Origin of the sequence: Saliphagus sp. GCM10025334 (assembly GCF_042663485.1) — an archaeon.
In the GTDB taxonomy this organism is placed as follows: Archaea; Halobacteriota; Halobacteria; order Halobacteriales; family Natrialbaceae; genus Natronosalvus.
Genome location: NZ_JBHTAF010000001.1, coordinates 800523 through 817496 on the forward strand (window position 1 = coordinate 800523; position 16974 = coordinate 817496).

The 16974-nt window shown below is 65.0% G+C and carries 19 protein-coding genes; 7 read left to right on the forward strand and 12 right to left on the reverse strand.

The window, feature by feature from the left end; genetic code table 11:
* Positions 1-59 precede the first annotated feature (59 nt).
* Positions 60-254, forward strand: coding sequence for a DUF5800 family protein (locus ACFQO4_RS03685; RefSeq protein WP_253433691.1), 195 nt, complete (start codon positions 60-62; stop codon positions 252-254).
* A 6-nt stretch (positions 255-260) separates the two neighbouring features.
* Here the strand turns inward: ACFQO4_RS03685 and ACFQO4_RS03690 are convergent, their stop codons facing one another.
* From ACFQO4_RS03690 to ACFQO4_RS03700, 3 genes are all read right to left on the reverse strand, one after another.
* Complete coding sequence (locus ACFQO4_RS03690; protein ID WP_500259629.1) at positions 261-842, reverse strand: NUDIX domain-containing protein; 582 nt, start codon at positions 840-842, stop codon at positions 261-263.
* 315 nt (positions 843-1157) lie between these two features.
* Positions 1158-1451 carry a HalOD1 output domain-containing protein gene (locus ACFQO4_RS03695; RefSeq protein WP_500259630.1) on the reverse strand — a complete coding sequence of 98 codons (294 nt, stop codon included), beginning with the start codon at positions 1449-1451 and terminating at the stop codon, positions 1158-1160.
* Positions 1448-1804, reverse strand: coding sequence for a DUF7344 domain-containing protein (locus tag ACFQO4_RS03700; protein ID WP_500259631.1), 357 nt, complete (start codon positions 1802-1804; stop codon positions 1448-1450). Before ACFQO4_RS03700 ends, ACFQO4_RS03695 begins: the two co-directional genes overlap by 4 nt.
* 421 nt (positions 1805-2225) lie before the next feature.
* Between ACFQO4_RS03700 and ACFQO4_RS03705 the strand changes: the two genes are divergently transcribed.
* The gene (locus ACFQO4_RS03705; protein WP_500259632.1) at positions 2226-2885 is read left to right on the forward strand and encodes a helix-turn-helix domain-containing protein; all 660 of its coding nucleotides are present in this window, start codon (positions 2226-2228) and stop codon (positions 2883-2885) included.
* Between the two features lie 354 nt (positions 2886-3239).
* Here the strand turns inward: ACFQO4_RS03705 and nucS are convergent, their stop codons facing one another.
* Positions 3240-4001, reverse strand: a complete 762-nt coding sequence (nucS, locus tag ACFQO4_RS03710; protein ID WP_500259633.1) for an endonuclease NucS — start codon at positions 3999-4001, stop codon at positions 3240-3242.
* Positions 4002-4149: 148 nt separating this feature from the next.
* Between nucS and ACFQO4_RS03715 the strand changes: the two genes are divergently transcribed.
* Positions 4150-4728, forward strand: coding sequence for a hypothetical protein (locus tag ACFQO4_RS03715; protein WP_500259634.1), 579 nt, complete (start codon positions 4150-4152; stop codon positions 4726-4728).
* A 50-nt stretch (positions 4729-4778) separates the two neighbouring features.
* On the opposite strand, the gene ACFQO4_RS03720 is transcribed toward ACFQO4_RS03715, so the two are convergent.
* Positions 4779-5258, reverse strand: a complete 480-nt coding sequence (locus tag ACFQO4_RS03720; protein ID WP_500260450.1) for a DUF7984 family protein — start codon at positions 5256-5258, stop codon at positions 4779-4781.
* Between the two features lie 410 nt (positions 5259-5668).
* On the opposite strand from ACFQO4_RS03720, the gene ACFQO4_RS03725 reads away from it, so the two are divergent.
* Positions 5669-7615 (forward strand): beta-CASP ribonuclease aCPSF1, encoded by a 1947-nt coding sequence (locus ACFQO4_RS03725; RefSeq protein WP_500259635.1) that lies wholly within the window; start codon positions 5669-5671, stop codon positions 7613-7615.
* A 71-nt stretch (positions 7616-7686) separates the two neighbouring features.
* Here ACFQO4_RS03725 and ACFQO4_RS03730 read toward each other — a convergent pair whose 3' ends face one another.
* On the reverse strand, positions 7687-8430 hold the full coding sequence (locus tag ACFQO4_RS03730) for a glycosyltransferase family 2 protein (protein WP_500259636.1): 744 nt from the start codon (positions 8428-8430) through the stop codon (positions 7687-7689).
* A 145-nt stretch (positions 8431-8575) separates the two neighbouring features.
* Between ACFQO4_RS03730 and ACFQO4_RS03735 the strand changes: the two genes are divergently transcribed.
* Positions 8576-9544, forward strand: a complete 969-nt coding sequence (locus ACFQO4_RS03735) for a beta-ribofuranosylaminobenzene 5'-phosphate synthase family protein (RefSeq protein ID WP_500259637.1) — start codon at positions 8576-8578, stop codon at positions 9542-9544.
* A 53-nt stretch (positions 9545-9597) separates the two neighbouring features.
* On the opposite strand, the gene ACFQO4_RS03740 is transcribed toward ACFQO4_RS03735, so the two are convergent.
* On the reverse strand, positions 9598-11361 hold the full coding sequence (locus ACFQO4_RS03740) for a hypothetical protein (RefSeq protein WP_500259638.1): 1764 nt from the start codon (positions 11359-11361) through the stop codon (positions 9598-9600).
* 157 nt (positions 11362-11518) lie between these two features.
* On the opposite strand from ACFQO4_RS03740, the gene dph5 reads away from it, so the two are divergent.
* Complete coding sequence (gene dph5, locus ACFQO4_RS03745) at positions 11519-12292, forward strand: diphthine synthase (protein ID WP_500259639.1); 774 nt, start codon at positions 11519-11521, stop codon at positions 12290-12292.
* 9 nt (positions 12293-12301) lie between these two features.
* Positions 12302-12895, forward strand: a complete 594-nt coding sequence (locus ACFQO4_RS03750) for a GrpB family protein (RefSeq protein WP_500259640.1) — start codon at positions 12302-12304, stop codon at positions 12893-12895.
* Between the two features lie 17 nt (positions 12896-12912).
* On the opposite strand, the gene ACFQO4_RS03755 is transcribed toward ACFQO4_RS03750, so the two are convergent.
* Genes ACFQO4_RS03755 through ACFQO4_RS03775 form a run of 5 tightly spaced genes read right to left on the reverse strand, consistent with a single transcriptional unit; the run spans position 12913 to position 16972 of the window.
* Positions 12913-13359 carry a PTS fructose transporter subunit IIB gene (locus ACFQO4_RS03755; RefSeq protein ID WP_500259641.1) on the reverse strand — a complete coding sequence of 149 codons (447 nt, stop codon included), beginning with the start codon at positions 13357-13359 and terminating at the stop codon, positions 12913-12915.
* Positions 13360-13362: 3 nt separating this feature from the next.
* Entirely contained in the window at positions 13363-15072 is a 1710-nt protein-coding gene (gene ptsP, locus ACFQO4_RS03760) for a phosphoenolpyruvate--protein phosphotransferase (protein WP_500259642.1), read from the reverse strand.
* Positions 15073-15089: 17 nt separating this feature from the next.
* Positions 15090-15362 (reverse strand): HPr family phosphocarrier protein, encoded by a 273-nt coding sequence (locus tag ACFQO4_RS03765; RefSeq protein WP_500259643.1) that lies wholly within the window; start codon positions 15360-15362, stop codon positions 15090-15092.
* The gene (locus ACFQO4_RS03770) at positions 15362-15826 is read right to left on the reverse strand and encodes a PTS sugar transporter subunit IIA (RefSeq protein ID WP_500259644.1); all 465 of its coding nucleotides are present in this window, start codon (positions 15824-15826) and stop codon (positions 15362-15364) included. The genes ACFQO4_RS03765 and ACFQO4_RS03770 overlap by 1 nt, the downstream gene beginning before the upstream one ends.
* Before the next feature lie 24 nt (positions 15827-15850).
* Entirely contained in the window at positions 15851-16972 is a 1122-nt protein-coding gene (locus ACFQO4_RS03775; protein WP_500259645.1) for a fructose-specific PTS transporter subunit EIIC, read from the reverse strand.
* Between the last annotated feature and the right edge of the window lie 2 nt (positions 16973-16974).

Sequence of the window (16974 nt, forward strand, 5' to 3'; positions counted from 1 at the left end):
CGGGGACGGATGCCCCGCGGTTCGCATCTTTTTTGCTCGCGCGTCGCTTCGATGGCGGTATGACCACGCTCGCGTTCGATGATGCTGGCGTCGACGTCGTCTACGAAGGAACCGAGTTTCGCCTCGAACGCGCCCTCATCGAGGAAGCCGTCGGGAAACCCTACCCCGAGGTGACCGACCACGAGGTGTTGCAAATGGTGGCCGAACAGCCGAATCTCCAGGGCGAGCCCCGGCGCATCGCGGACATCATCTGAACCAGATTAGCGCGAGGCGTTCGACTGCAGCTCGAGTGCCGATTTGGCCGCCTCCAGGAGCCACGGCAGACTCTCGTCACCGAACCGATCCACGTGCGACTCCCGGAGGACGGACGTCGAGGACTCGAACTCGTCAGGGGTGAAAAAACGGGCGTCTGTCGCGTCCGACCCGGCCTCGAGCGTCCCGCTCGTCTTCGACCGGGGGACGGCGTACTCGACGTTGACCATGTGCTGGTCCGGAACCGGCTCCCCCGCTTCGTCGTGGACGTAGACTAGATCGTCGGGATCGACGACGAGCCCGGTTTCCTCCTCGAGTTCGCGGGCGACGCCCTCCCGCATCGATTCGCCGAGTTCGATTCGACCGGACGGCAGTTTCCACTCCCCGGAGGCGCGAAAGTCCTCCACGAGAAGCAGGGCGTCGCCGTCCACGACGACAGTGCTCCCGCCGGGCGTGGGGTTGTAGAAGACGTAGTCCTCGCACGACTCGCAGCGGTAGACCATCGGCGTCTCGACGCTCGAGTGCATCGGCGAATCGACGGCCTCGACTTGCGACCCGCAGTAGGGACAGTACGACGGAGGCTGATTCATGGCAATACGTGTCATTTTGTATCGCCGTAATGCTTCCGTCGGATCGTTTTTGATGAATTATTCGGCCTGGATTATTCTGTATTGGTTTTGCAATTTTCAATCATCAAGGTATTTTGCACCCTTGGGTCAAAAATTTATATCCGCCAGTATTGCTTCTATAGATGGCGATGAGTTTGATGGAGCCGCGCTTCGTTAATGTAGGCGAGAAAATTACTTTTCTTCTCGACAGATATGAGTGGTTGTTTGACTCAAAATCTACTCACCCGGCTTCCGTTCTGCATTTTCAATAGAGCATTCGAGACCAACCTCGGACACTTAGTCAACTGATCGGTCCGTGACGCGAATCTCGACCCCGCCATTCCCCCAGAGTTCGACTGTGACCCCGTCGGTGCCGATCGTCACGGTCGTTCTCGACTGTGCATCGGGGCGAAAGAGGGAATTGAGAGCGTCAGGGTCTATGTCCTCGTAGAGGACGAAATCCGCTCGCAGGAGGTCTTCTCCCTTATAGTCCTCGATGGCGTCGAGCACCGCTTCGGTCAACGACCGGTCCTGATCAGGGGTGTACCTTTCCCGTGCCTTGCTCGTTTGCCTGGGGTTGTCTTGCGTCATGTACTACTCACTCCTCCATGGCATTTGGGGGAACCGGACTCGGAGAAGCGCTCCGCTACCTGTTCGAGTTGCGAGTGACCGTGATATCGGACCGTTTTGGTCCGCCTGTCGTAGTCAACGAGTCCAGCGTCGTCCAGTTTGGGGAGTGCAGCGTGGTGGAGCCGGATTGCAACCTGCGTCTCGTCTGCGTGGTCACGCCGGGCGAACGCGGTTGCGATGTCATCGACGGTGGCGTGGTCTTCGGGCGCGTCTTTGAAGTACTCGATGACAAAACGAGAGTGCCGATTGGCGAGCGCGAGGAGGAGCGTATCTCTTCTGGGAATCATTGGCGAGGAGTCGGTTTCCGTGAACATGGTGTACTCGACTTGAAGAGACCGCTCCACGTGAGACTTCATTTTGGATATACAACTTCCTTTTATAGCTTCGGGCTCAGGCCTCCAACGCAGAGAGGGATTTGCCGAGGTTCTCCGGGTCCCTCGCCGGCATTGAGAGGCAATTGCCTGCTGTGAGAACCCGGTTGCTGCTTGTACGGACGTGTAGTGAGCGGGTGGTTCTCCGGTTTCGCGGGAAACAAACGAAGCCGCCGCACTGAACTCATCCGCTGAATCACGCATGCTAATCCTGATAGGATTCGAGTTTTCGGTCTACTCTGCTGAACTCAAAGCGTGTAGCCAGCAGATAGAGCCCGATCAAAGCGGATTAACGGAGTCGTTCGTCCCCCTGCCACATTGTTCCATGGAAGAGTTTTACAATCAGTGTGACATCGTTCGAGTCATGGCGACTGAGGCGACCTTTACCGTTCCATCCGATCAGTTCCCCCTCGGCACCGTGTTCGCACAACTCCCGGACGTGACGGTCGAACTGGAGCGACTGATCCCTTCACAGGACGTGGTGATCCCCTACTTCTGGGTTCGAGGAACGGAAGTTGAAGACATTGAGAGGGCGTTTTCTGCCCACCCAGGGGTGAAGCAACTCCAGCTCGTCGATTCCGTCGAGGACGAGTATCTCCTGCGTGTCGAGTGGTCACTCGAATACGACGACGTGCTGAGCGTACTAACCGAGACCGGGGTTCCGCTCATCAAAGCGACCGGCACGAACCAGCAGTGGACGTTCGACCTTCGCGGGGATACTCGAAGCGATCTTGCAACCTTTCACTCTCGCTGTCGAGAGTTAGAAATCCCGGTCACGCTGACGGAACTGCACGCACTGACGCCGGTCGAAACCGAAACCGCGGCAGCACTCACTGACACGCAGCAAGACACGCTGGTACTCGCCCACGAGCGGGGGTACTTCGAATCCCCGCGCGAAGTGACGATGGAAGAACTTGGCGACGAACTCGGCATCTCTCAGCAGGCCATCGCGTCTCGACTCCGCCGAGGGATGAAGCACATTCTCGAGAGTACCCTCCCCGAAACGGTGGAGTCGAATCGATGACCTATTTAAAAAGACATTGTATATCCAAAAGTAGTACTGACGGCGTTACCTGTTGAAGAAAGAATAACTCATGCCCAATGGAAAGAGCAAACGGACAGCCGTCACGTGTCTCAATTGCGGATCTGCCTATGCTGCGAAGCAATGGCCTGACGGAACGGCGCAACCGATCGGGGCGAGAAACGGGTGTCAATGCGGATCAACCGAGTTTCAGGCCGTCGAAAAGACGAGTACTACGGGTTTCCGTGAGAACTGAATTGACGGATGAGTGAGCTACTGAGCAAGTCTTTCACACAAAACCGTCTCTGGGGACTGGGTTGCAACAGTGACTAGGTATTCGCTATCGGTGTAACCGAATCAGTCAACCGTCGGCTCGAGCGCGACGAACTCGAGGCCGTGTTGCTCGAGGAGCCGCCCCGCCCGATCGGTTACCGAGGGTGCGACGAGGATACCCCGTAACTCGGCCTCGGTGTGGAGGTCGCGAGAGAGGGCGTCGACGTATCGGCGGAGTTGGCCGACGGCGTCCGGGCCGACGCGTCGTCGCTTGAGTTCGACGACCACCGTGCGTCCCGCGTCGTCCTCTCCGTAGATGTCCACGGCACCGGCGGGCGTCTCGCGCTCGGTGGCCAGCGGCGTGAACCCGGGCTCGAGCAGGGCGGGATCCTCGAGGATGCGATCACGAAGGTCGGCCTCGGTGCCGATCACGGCAACCGAGTCGGGGTCGGACATCGCGAACGTCGAAACCTGGAGGACGTCCTCGACGGTGACGACGAGTTCTTCCGCGGGGGTCGAGCGCGTGCTGTGGAGGACGAGCGCCCCATCTGTGACCCGGACGGCGTGTTCACACCCCGGCGGCTGCCAGTTGACCGGCTGCTGGCCCTCCGCCGTGTGGACCAGCGCGGCGCCGTCGGGCTTGAGCATGACGTGACGGTCGCCGGCCTCGAGTCGGCTGGCCGCCCGGCCCTCGTAGTCGACCGTACAGCGCCCGAAGACGGTCACGAGCGCGCCGTCCTCGAGGCCGCGCTGGACGGCGTCTCGAGCGGTTGCAAGGGAAGGGGTCTCGAGACTGGTGACGGGGGATCGTCGCGTCACGGAGTGGGGGTCCCCGTCGGTCGTCATGGAGAGGTTGGTTGTTCGGACAGATGCTTTCGGCGGGGAGCGTGCACGTGTCGATCCAGGACTCGAACGAGTAAAAACCGCCCGGAACGGGGCTCCGTCACGCGATAGCCAAGGCTTATTGGCGGCCAGGCCTCGACGCTAAGGCACGATGGATGCTGCCCCCAATCGACGACGGGTCCTCCAGGCGACCGGCGTAGCCGGTCTCGCCTCGCTGGCTGGTTGCAGTCAACTTCGCTCCCAGGACGACTCGCCGGCAGACGGCAACGAGACGGAAGACACCGGCGACTCGAACGACACCGAGTACTCGAACAAGGAGCCGACGATCGACCCCGAAGACGGCATCGCCGCGGTCGTCGAGCCGAGCGAGGAAGGGCAGGCCGAACTCGCGGCCCTCCGGCAGGAACTCGGGACGAAAATACAGGACGACGAGATCAGCCAGGAGGAAGCCCAGGCCCAGTTGCAACAACGACAGCTAGAGCTCACGATCGAAGCCGTCACCGACTTCGAATCATACGCCGCCGACGCCGAGGGGCTCTCCGTCGCCGGCAGCATCGGCGAGTACGGGTTGCTCCTGCTCGAGGGTGACGACGGCCCGCTCGTCGCCACGCTCGAGGACGACGCCGTGAGCGCGCTCTTGCCTGGCGGTCGGTTCGCAGAAGTCCAGAGCCAGCAGGCACAGCAAGGGCAACAGGACCAGCAGGAAAACTCGTCCGAAAACTCGTCCTGATTGCGTACTGAACGCGTCTATCGTCGTAGACCGACCGTAACGACACACACCTATCGCACGCTAAACGGGCTCTCGCGCTCCACCCACGGCCAACCCGGTAGCCGCTCTTGGAAGCCGGCCGCGAGCGCCGCCTCGAGGTCGTCGACGCCGGCGTTTTCGTCGCCGCCATGGTGGTGAACGTCCGCGTAGTGGAACGTGGCCTCCCCGAGCGTCCGAAGCGGTTGCCGTCCGGCAATCGTTCCTGCGAGTTCTCGACCGAGTATCTCGTCGACGACGAATCCCGGGTAGTCGCCCTCGACGTCGAGTTCTCTGAGGACGGCGATCATGCCGGCGACGTTGACCGCGAGGTCACCGTCGGCGAAGACGTCGTCGACCGCCTCGAGGTACTGCGCCTCGGTGACCGGTTCGACGTCGGTATCGAAGAGGTCGCTAAACTCGTCTCGAACGGCGTTGATGAGCGAGACGACGGTCTTCGCGCGATCTCGTACCCAGTCGCGCTCGGCGACGACGCGCTCCGGCGTCAGCGTCAGCGTGTCCATACCAGCCCTACGGACTCGAGCGTCGTGGGTGTTCGGGCGGGTCGAGTCGACGTATCAACTGCTCGGGTTGCGAAGACTTTTATACTACGCACCGGATAGGCTCCGATAAGCGGGTTCTTCCTGGAATCTTCCCGCACGAACCAGGCTAACCGACCTGGGAGCGTGCTCGTCACAGCACGACACCGGACACTCGAGACGATGATCCGATACGGTGGACCATTCGTACCCGAACCCGATCCCGAACCGGAATCGACGAGGTCAGTTCACCCGACGGCTTCGAACCGGTTTCGTCGATTCGTGGGGGTAGACAGCGATCGACCGGTCACCCGCATCTGGTCCCGTGTCCTCGCCGTGACGGCACTCGCCCGGCGACGAGTTCACGCAAGCCACCTCTGGCGACTATGAGTACTGTAGAGCAGCAACTCGACGATTTGAAAGCAGAGATCACGAGCGAGTTACCGAACGACATCTCGGTCTCCTCGGTGAAATACGAAGGCCCCGAACTGGTGGTCTACACGCGCGATCCCAAGAAGTTCGCCCGCCAGGGCGACCTCGTGCGAAAACTCGCGAGCAAACTTCGCAAGCGCATCACGATCCGACCAGACCCGGACGTCCTCTCCCCGCCCGACACCGCTCGAGCGAAGATCATGGACGTGATCCCGGAGGAGGCGGGCGTGACGGATCTGGACTTCCACGCCGACACGGGCGAGGTGGTCATCGAGGCCGGCAAGCCCGGTATGGTGATCGGTCGCCACGGCTCGACGCTTCGCGAGATCACGAAACAGGTCGGCTGGACGCCCGAGGTCGTCCGCACACCACCGATCGAATCCTCGACCGTCTCGAACGTTCGCAACTTCCTCAAACAGGAGCGAAGCGATCGCCGGGACATCTTAGAGCGCGTCGGTCGACAGATCCACCGCGAGGAGATGTCCGATGACGAGTGGGTCCGTATCACGACTCTCGGGTGCTGTCGAGAGGTCGGACGCGCCTCGTTCATCCTCTCGACGCCCGAAACGCGGATTCTGATCGACTGCGGTGACAAACCCGGTGCCGAAGGCGAGGTGCCGTACCTCCACGTCCCCGAAGCGCTCGGCGCGGGTGCCCAAACGATCGACGCCGTGGTGCTCACCCACGCTCACCTCGACCACTCCGCGCTGCTTCCGCTGCTGTTCAAGTACGGCTACGACGGTCCGATCTACTGCACCGAGCCGAGCCGCGACCTTATGGGCCTCCTGCAACTCGATTACCTCGACGTTGCGGCCAAGGAGGGGCGAACCCCACCGTACGAGTCCGAACAGGTCCGCGAAGCGATCAAACACACGATCCCGCTTGAGTACGGCGACGTCACGGACATCGCGCCTGACGTCAAACTCACCTTCCACAACGCGGGCCACATTCTCGGCTCCGCCGTCTCGCACTTCCACATCGGTGACGGCCTCTACAACGTCGCGTTCTCCGGCGACATCCACTACAAGGATACACGCCTGTTCAACGGCGCGACCAACGATTTCCCGCGCGTGGAGACGCTCGTCCTCGAGTCGACGTACGGCGGTCGGAACGACTACCAGACCGACCAGGCCGACTCCGAGGAGAAACTCAAGAAGGTGATCAGGGAGACGGCCGAGCGCGGCGGCAAGGTACTCATTCCGGCGTTCGCCGTTGGCCGCTCCCAGGAGATCATGCTCGTCATCGAGGAGGCCATGCGCGAGGGCGACATTCCTTCGATGCCGGTCCACCTGGACGGGATGATCTGGGAGGCGACGGCGATCCACACCACCTATCCGGAGTACCTGCGCGACGACCTCCGAGATCGGATCTTCCACGAGGACGAGAACCCGTTCCTCGCCGACGAGTTCAACCACATCGACGGCGGCGAGGAGGAGCGCCAGGACGTCGCCGACGGCGGCCCCTGTATCGTCCTCTCGACGTCCGGGATGGTCACCGGCGGCCCGATCATGTCCTGGCTCTCCCACGTCGGCCCCGATCCCGACTCGACGCTCGTCTTCGTCGGCTACCAGGCCCAGGGAACGCTCGGCCGACGCATCCAGAACGGCTGGGACGAGATTCCGACGAGCGAAGTGGGAAGCAGGGGCCGAAACGGCAACGGGAACGGCGGCCGTGGCACCCTCAAGCTCAACATGGACGTCGAAACGGTCGATGGCTTCTCCGGACACGCCGACCGCGCCGGCCTCGAGGACTTCGTCCGGACGATGAACCCCCGGCCCGAGAAGGTTCTCTGCGTCCACGGCGACGAACGCTCCGTCCAGGACCTCTCCTCGGCGCTCTACCACGAGTTCAACATGCGGACGTTCGCGCCGAAGAACCTCGAGACGTTCCGGTTCCTCTAACGCCGCTAGTTTTGTCGCTCGACCGTGAGTTCGCGTTTCAGTTCTGGTCGCAGTGCCTCTCGAGCCACGCGCTAGAAGTACGTCGCCGACGGTGACCGACCGGGCAGCAGGTATTCTAGATAACCGCGAGCGTAGGTCAGAAAGAGCCGCCTGTACCCCTCCCGCTCCTGACGACGGGCGGACGTCTTGACCGCACACTCCCGGTCGTAGATGACCTCGCCTTCTCGACGGAGGCGCAGAGAGAGGTCGGTGTCCTCGAGAAACGGGAGCGATTCGTCGAATCCGCCCACCCGTTCGAACGCCGTCCGGCGCACGCTACAGTTAGGCCCCGGTTGCTGTACGAATCCAAGCGGCCAGCTCACTCGATACCACCAGTCCGAGAGGAGCCGAAAGCAGACACGGTGGCGAAGGCCGAGCTCGAGCGGCTCGAGCGGTCCGCCGACGCCCATCACGGTGGAATTCCGGTAGTGACGGCAGTGATCGCGCACCCACGTCGGCGGAACGACGGTGTCGGCGTCGGTGAAACAGAGCACATCACAGGTCGCCCGGCTCGCGCCGCGGTTTCGTGCCCGGGCCGGCCCTGGGGCCGTCTTCTCGGGTCCATCTCCGGACTCGTCGGATCGACTCTCGGGCTCGTCACAAAGCACGCGGTCGACGACGGCGTGCTCGCGAGCGACGGCAATCGTCTCCGCCCCGCTCGCGACGACGATCACCTCGAGATCGCCGTCGACGCGCTGGGCCGACAGCGAGTCGAGCGTCGCCTCGAGTCGGGCTCCTTCGGCTTTCGCCGGCACGACGACCGAGACGCTGACCATGCGCCGGACTGTCGTCTCGAGGACATAAATCGAGGTGATTCGTCCCTCGGGGCGGCAATCACCGGTTCGAAACGACGGAGGCAGACCGTCGGCGACCGTTGCCACCGTCGCAACCCCCTTTTCCGTGCGTTTCGTGTCATCGAGTATGCCGAGCGTGACCGTCAGCGCGGGCGCCCGCCTGCACTTCGGCTTCCAGAACCTCTCGCTGGCCCGAGAGCGTCTCTACGGCGGCATCGGGGTCGGCCTCGAGGAGCCCCGCGTAACGGTCGCGGCCGAACCCGCGGACGCCGTCCGCGTCGAAGACTCACTCGCCGAGCAGTACGCCCGGCGAGCCCTCGAGCGTCTCGACGTTCCCGGCGTTCGCCTCACCCTCGAGGAACGGCTCCCGCGACACGTCGGGTTTGGGAGCGGGACGCAACTCGCCCTGGCCGTCCTGGCGGCGACGGCGGGGGCCTACGACCTCGAGCCGTCGATTCGCGACCTGGCACCAGCGCTCGGGCGGGCCGGTCGGAGCGGGATCGGCGTCGCGACGTTCGAGGGCGGCGGGTTCGTCGTCGACGCGGGCCACCCGACGGGCCGGTTCACCACCGAGCCGCCGCCCGAGGGCGACTGGACGGTCCCGCCCGTCGTCGCCAGACACGACCTCCCCGACTCCTGGCGGTTTCTGATCGTCGTTCCAGACGTCGAACCCGGCCGTTGCGGCGAGGACGAGGACGCCAGCCTCCGCTCGGTCATCGAACACGCCGACCCGGGAATCGCCGACGACATCGCGGGCGTCCTCACGCGGAAACTGCTCCCCGCGGCCGCGGAAGGCCGACTCGAGGCCTTCGGCGAGGCGATATCGACCATCGGTCACAAGAACGGTGCCTGGTACGCCGACGTCCAGGGCGGCGTCTTTCGCCCGCCTGCAGGCGAACTCGTCGACTCGCTGACCTCGAGTCCGGTCGTCACCGGCGTCGGCCAATCGTCCTGGGGGCCGACCGTCTATGGCGTCACCGACGACCGACACGCCGACGAGGCCGTCGCCGCGGCGAGGGACGCACTCGAGGGGACGGGCGTCGAGGGACGAGTTCTCGTCTCGCAGGCGGCGACCGAGGGCGCGACTCGAGATTGATAGAGCGGGAGCGATAGCGAGGGAACGACTCGAGAGCAATAAAGAGAAAACGGTCAGTTGCCGTTGTCCGACAGGTAGAGCGTTCGGTCGATGATGCTGACAGCACCCTGTCCCCAGCGCTGGATTGCCGCGCCGTCGGCGTCCGGGACGTCGATGACGATCCGCTGGCCGTCGATCGTCACGTCGCCGTCCGGCGTCGACTCCTGGTCCGCGAAGCTCTGGAGCTGATAGGTGAGCAAGCGCTTCGTCGACCCCGTGATGGACACCGTTTCGGGGTCGAACGTGTAGGTCAACACGGCCCCATCTTCGTTCTCCTCGGCGGATACCTCGAAACCGTGGCTGCTCAGCGAGAGGTCCGGTTTCTCCTCGTTGAGCGTCTCGAGTGCCCGATCGACCGGGATTTCCTCGATGTCGTCCTCGACGGAATCGACGTGATCGGCGGGATCGAACGGGTCGAATGCGGCGGCCGTGTCTGCAGCGGCGTTCGGCTCGTCCGAATCGTCACTGACAACCTCGACGGACTCGTCATCACTCGCTTCCTCCGGGTCGCCCGATTCTCGAGGAGCGGGGGTCTCGAGGGACGAGTCTCGTTCAGTCTGGACTGCCGCGTTGGAATCCGTGGCGTCGGAATCAGCGGTGTCGACATCTGCGCCCTCCTCGCCGTCTCCGTCACCATCTCGTCGTTCGTTCTCGGCACCGGCATCGCCGGTGACTGTTTCCGAGAAGGTGAACTCGCCTCTATCGACGTCGGTTTCTGGAGTCAGGTCAGAATCGCTGGCGGTCGCCGTGTCGAGGTGGTCGGGTTCGAGGTCGCCGTTGGCATCGGAGGACGCCTCGAGTCCGGCCCCGTCGGAGCCGTCCACCGTCGACTGGCGGACGGCTTCGGGAGGGTCGGGACTGTTCGCTGGCGGGGCGGCGTAGACGGTGGATTCGTCGGCGTTCGCTGTCTCCGCGTCGTCATCTCCTTCGTCCGTTACCCTCTGCTCGTCGCCGTCGTCCGAATCCGAGTCGTCATCCTCGCTGTCTGAACTCGAGTCCTCAGCATCCGGTTCCGGGGCGCTCTCGAGTTCGCCGGCGATCTGGGGATACCTGGCGTCGGCGATCGTATCCCGGTCGAGCGGGGTCGCGTACCACGCCGTTCGGTCCGGAGACGTGATGAATCGCCCGCGGTTGCGTGCGAGCAGTGCGTCGTCGGGTTCGGATTGCGCGTCCTCGGCGTCGTCGCCGTCAGCGTCGGCATCACTCGCGGTATCCTCCTGTTCGTTATCCTTGCGTTCCGCTTCAGCCGACTCGTCACCGTCGTCGTTCGACTCGCCTTCACCGTCACCCTCCGGTTCGGTGGACTGGGCAGCCGCCTCGTCAGCCGCCGCATCGTCGTCCACCGCAGAGTCGTCCACCGCAGAGTCGTCCGCTCGAGCCTGCTCGGCCTCGGACACCGATTCCGCCTGTTCGGCCTGGTTCTCGTGTGCGGGCTGGGGTTGTGCGTGCGCCTGGCCCGCCTGTGCATGGGGTGGCGCCTGCTGTCCTTGCTGGGGCTGGTGAGGCTGCTGTCCCTGCTGGGCCGGACCTTGCGTCGGCCCCGAACTGATCGTCCCGCTACTAAGATGCAACTGAGTCCCACCGCTGGAACCGTGGGAAAATCCCTCGAGGTTGTGCCCGACGTCGGTCAACCCATCGTCCAGCGTGTCCTCGAGTTTGTCGACTTTGTCACCGACGCTACGGAGAGCGAGCGAGAGGTCCCAGAGGACGACAACCGCGAAAAACAATAACGCCAGAAAGACCGTTACAGCGACACCGCCCAGAAATTGCACGTCCATCTCGACCATACTAGTAACTACATTCGAAATGTCCTGGTCGTACCTTAGTAGTTCGGACCGTTTCAGCGGTCGACTCACCGCTCGATACGCACGGCTGTAGCGCTCGAGAGCAGGCGTGACTCGAAAGCGTATTCCACCCACCGCCGAAAGACCCGGTATGCTCACGTTCGTCGGACTCGGCCTCTACGACGAGCGGTCGATCACCGTCGAGGGTCGGGACGCCCTCCGAACCGCCGACCGCGCCTACGCCGAGTTCTACACCAGTCAGCTCGTCGGGACCACCGTCGAGTCGCTCGAGGACCATCACGGCATCGACATCGAGGTCCGCGATCGGGCGGGGGTCGAACAGCATCCGGACGACATCCTCACGGCCGCCGAGACCGAGGACGTCGTCTTCCTCACGGCCGGGGACACCATGATCTCGACCACGCACGTCGACCTCCGATTGCGTGCTCACGAACGCGGAATCGAGACCCGCGTGATCCACGGCATCACCGCCCAGACCGCGACCAGTTCGCTCACCGGGCTCCAGAACTACCGGTTCGGGAAGGCGACGACCCTGCCGTTCCCGTACGCCCACGGCGCCGACGGGTTGCCGGCGAGCGTCACCGAGACCATCGAGGCCAACCGCGAGGCGAACCTCCACACCGTGGTTTACCTCGACATCAAAGCCGAGCGCGGCGAGTACATGACCGCCGACGTCGCCGCCGAACTGCTCGCCGACACGTACCCCAATCTGGTGGCCGTCGTCGTCGCTCGAGCCGGCAGTCCCGACCCCCTGGTCGAGGCCGGGACGATGACCGCCCTCGCCGAGCGGGAGTTCGGCGACCCGCTCCACCTGCTCGTGATTCCCGGCGAACTGCACCTGCTCGAGGCCGACGCCCTCTGTGAACTGGCGGGAGCGAATCGGGACGACCTCGAAATCGCCTGATTCGCGCAAATGCCGGCTCCCAGTCCCCCGAACGACGGCCCACCGCTCGGCCTCGAGCGAGGGACCGTCGCCCTCACGCCACACCACCCAGGGTGGCTCGACGCGGCCGCGGCCGAACTCGAGCGGTTCGAGGCGGCGTTCGAGCGCGACGGGGTCGACGACCGCGTCCTCGGGTACGAGCACGTCGGCTCGACGGCCGTCCCCGGACTCGCCGCGAAGCCGATCCTGGATCTCCTCGTCCTCGTCGCGGATCTCGAGGGCGTCACCAGTCTGCAACCGGTTCTCGAGCGCCTCGGATACGAACGGCGACCGAACGACGGCGTTCCCGACCGCGTCTTCTTCTCGAAGGGGCCGGAGACCGACCGGACGCACTACCTGTCGGTCGCGCCGTGGGGGAGCGACTGCCACCGCGAACAGGTGCGCTTCCGGGACTTCCTGCAGGCGAACCCATCGACGGCCGCGACGTACGACACGCTCAAACGGCAGCTCGCAGAGCGTTATTCAGATGAGCGGGCGGCGTACACCGACCGAAAGGAACCACTCGTCGAGGAGATTCTCGAACGGGCCGCCACGGCGGGGTACGGACTCGAGGAACGCCCCTAGTCGGACGGAGATCGGTGCTACGAGAAGAACCGCCTCAGCCGGGCGAACAACCCATTCGCTCGTTCGTCGTCTCGACCTGCGGAAACGCCCCTCTCGATGGCTCCCTGGTCTTGGCGAGGCGGTTCCGAGCGCCCATCGGCGGCCCCCGTGGTTCCGTCGTTCTTCGCTACCTCGACCGCCCGGCCGAGAAGCCCTTCGGCGTCGTCGACCGCGTCTCTCACCGGCGCGGCCACGAGCGGCTTCCCGTCGAACCGGTCGCGCTCGACCGACGTGCCGGCGGCGACGATGACGGCGTCGGCCGCCCCGATCGACTCGCTCGAGAGTTCGTTCTCCGTGCCCATGGCCCCCTGAACCTCGACGTCGATCTCGTGGCCGCTCGCCTCGGCGACCCGCTCGAGGTTCTCGGCGGCCATCTGACTGTGTGCGATCCCCGTCGGGCACGCGGTGACTGCGACGAACTTCATGGGTTAGCGGTCCGCTACGTAGTCACGAACCGTAGGTTTCGTGGTCGCCTCGAGCGCGCGTTCGACGAACGACCTGGCCTCGTCCGTGTCGACGCCGGTGACGCTCGCCTTCACCTCGGGAATCGAGTGGGGAGTGACGCTGAGTTCGTCGAGCCCGAGTCCGATCAGGAGTTCGGTCAGTTCCGGATCGGCGGCCATCTCGCCGCACATCCCGATTCGAGCGCCACCCGAGTGACCCGCCCGAACCGCACGCTCGACGATCCGAAGCACCGCCGGTTCGCAGGGATCGTGGAGGTGTGCGACCCGATCGTTTCCCCGAGCGGCGGCCATTACGTACTGCGTGAGATCGTTCGTCCCGATGCTGAGAAAGTCTACGTGATCGGCGAACGCCTCGGCGAGCAACGCCGCACTCGGCGTCTCGATCATCGCGCCCAGTTCGGGCATCGCGTAGTCGACGCCCTCCTCGGCGAGCGCCCCTGCCGCCGATTCGACCGCCGCGATCGCTGCCTCGAGTTCCCCGACCGTCGACACCATCGGGAACAGCACCGACAGCGAACCCTCGCCGACGGCCTCCGCCCGGAGCAAGGCCCGCAGCTGCGTTTCGAATCGGTCGGCGTCCGGGCCAAGTGACCGACGAATCCCGCGCTCGCCGAGGAACGAGTGCTCCGCTCCGGGACGGTCGGGGGACGAAATCGGTTTGTCGCCCCCGGCGTCGAGGGTTCGGACGACGACGCGACCCTCGGGAAACGCGTCGAGTACCTCCGCGTAGGTCTCGACCTGTTCGTCCTCGTTCGGCGGGGTCGGTCGGTCCAGAAAGAGGAATTCGGTTCGAAAGAGTCCGATTCCATCCGCACCGCGGTGGACTGCCGCCTCGAGGTCCGAGAGGGTGCAGACGTTGGCGTCGACGGCGATCGATTTCCCGTTGGCCGTCGATACCGGCGCCGAGCGAATTTCGACGTTCCCTCCTACCTCGGCGCGTGCTCGCTGTTCGGTCGTCGGATCGACGAACACCGATCCAGCGTCGCCGTCGACGAGGACGGTCGCACCGGCCTCGATCGACCGCAGTTCCTCGCCCGCATCGACAACGGCAGGTATGCCGATCGACCGGGCGAAGATCGCCGCGTGAGCGGTTCGCCCGCCTTCGACGGTCGCGAATCCAGCTACCCGGTCGGGGTCCAGTCGTGCGGCGTCGGTGGGCGTGAGTCGTCGAGCGAGCACCACCGCCCCGTTTGGCAACGCACCGAGGTCGACGCGATCGTCGTCGGTGAGTATCCGAAGCAATCGATCGCGAACGTCCCGGAGGTCGTCGGCCCGCTCGGCCACTGCGACGTCCGTCTCCTGGAACTGGCCGATCGGACCCTCGAACGCTCGACGGACCGCGTGTTCGGCGGGCAGTCGATCCGCGATGGCGTCCGCGACGGCGTCCGTGATCTGCGGATCGTCGAGGAACTGCCGGTGGGCGTCGAAGATCGCCGCTTCCGCCTCGCCGATCCGTTCGGCCGTTCGCTCGCGTTCGCGCTCGAGTTCCTCGCGAGCGCGCGCTCTGGCGTCGTCGAACCGGCCTCGTTCCACCGCCGGTTCGACCGTCGCCGGCTCCGGCGGTTCCTCGAGATCGGCGAAGGACCCGGAACGGGCCCACACCGCGGTCCCGACGCCGACGAGGGGAGCAGCGCCCGTCCCGTCGATCGTTCGGCGGTGGTGGTCTTCGGGCATAGTTGGAGTCTCAGGGTTCAGGTCGAACGCTTCGCTTCGGGAGTCGAGAGTACCGCCTCGAGGGCGTCAAGGGCCGCCTCGGCGTCGGATCCCTCCGCGACGATTCGAACCGCCTGGCCGCTCGGAACGCCGAGGCTCGTCACCGCGAGAACGCTCTCCGCCTCGACGAGGTCACCGTCCGTCGGCCCGATCCGTACGTCGGCGTCGAACCCGTTCGCGGTCCGGACGAACCTCGTGGCCGGCCGGGCGTGGAGTCCGTCCTCGGGCGCCACGGTGACGATCCGGTCCATCAGGCGATCGCCTCCGTGAGCGCGTTTCGGACCTCCGCGGGAGACTCGGCGTCCTGAAGGCGCTCGCGCACCTCGTCGTGTACGAGCGCGCGCGAGAGCGAACTGAGCGTCTCGAGGTGATCCTCTGCCCCGCTCTCGTCGGCGGGAGCGAGCAGCATAAACAGGAGCGTCGCCGACTCGACATCCGGACTGCCGAGAGGGACCCCCTCGCTCGAGCGGGTGAACGCGACCGTCGCCCGCCTGACGGCCTCGGTCCTGGCGTGGAACAGGCCGACGCCCTTTCCCACTGCAGGACTCGTCTCGGCCTCGCGGGCGAGCACGGCCTCGAGTGCGACGTCGCGGTCCGTCACGCGACCGGCCTCGACGGCGCGGTCGAGTAGGTACTCGATGCAGGCGTACGCGTCCGAGGGTGGTTCCTGGAGCGCGATGAGCTCCGGTGTGAGTACGGCGTCGATGTCGTCCATGCATGTAGTATACCCGGGAGGGGTTTAGTCAGTCACTCTTCTCCCGTCTCTCGATCTCGCCCCACTCGAAACGGCCTCGTAGTCGGGTTTGAGGGCCGTGACGACCGCGGCCGTCACGACCGTTCCGACGGCGAGACACGCCAGGAACTGGACCCAGCTATTGGCCAAAAGCACGACGAGAATCCCGCCGTGGGGCGCGGGCATCGTCACGCCGAGCCACAACGCCGTCGCGGCCGCGGTCGCGCTTCCGAGCACGATGCTGGGGACGACCCGGGCGGGGTCGGCGGTCGCGTAGGGGATCACCCCCTCGGTGACGAACGATAGCCCCATCGCCAGCGCGGGTCTGGCACGTTCGTAGCGCCCCCACGGATACTTCTGCGGGGCGACGACGTTGGACAGCGCGAGTCCGATCGGCGGCACCATGCCGGCGATCATCACCGCCGCCATCGGCGCGTAAATCTGCTCGGGGATCAGCGTCACGCCGAATACGTACGCAATCTTGTTGACGGGGCCGCCGCCGTCGACCGCCATCATCGCGCCTAGTACGGCCCCCAGCGCGAGCGCCTCGAGACCGGCCGGGTCGCGAACCAGAGCCGTCAGTCGCTCCATCGCGAGCGCGAGCGGTGGCGCGAGCACGAAGAGCACGACCGGCGCGAGTACACAGGTTACCAGGACGGGGAGCAGGAGAACTGGGACGAGCGGTTCGACGGTCTGCGGAACGTCGATGCGTGCGAGGACGGCGACGACGACGCCGACGAGCAGTCCGACCCCGAGCGCCCCCAGATAGCCCGCCCCCGCTTGGCCGGTCTCGAGGCCGACGATTCGGCCCGCCTGCTCGACGACCGCGCCCTGCTGGACGAGCGCGGTCAGGACGAAACCCGGCGCGAGCGCCGGTCGATCGGCGATTGCGTAGGCGATGTACGCGCCGAACGCCGGCACCGCGAGCGCGAGCCCCGCACGACCAATCTCGGCGAGAAACCACGCGAGCGTGCCCGGTCGCTCGAGCGCCCCCTCTCCTCCGGCGATGTGAGCCGCCGCGAAGAAGACGCCGCCGATGGTGACGAACGGGATCATGAAGCTCACGCCGGTCATGACGTCCCGTCGAACCGACGCGAGGTGGGCAGAGAGGGCGGTCGTGACGGTCATGT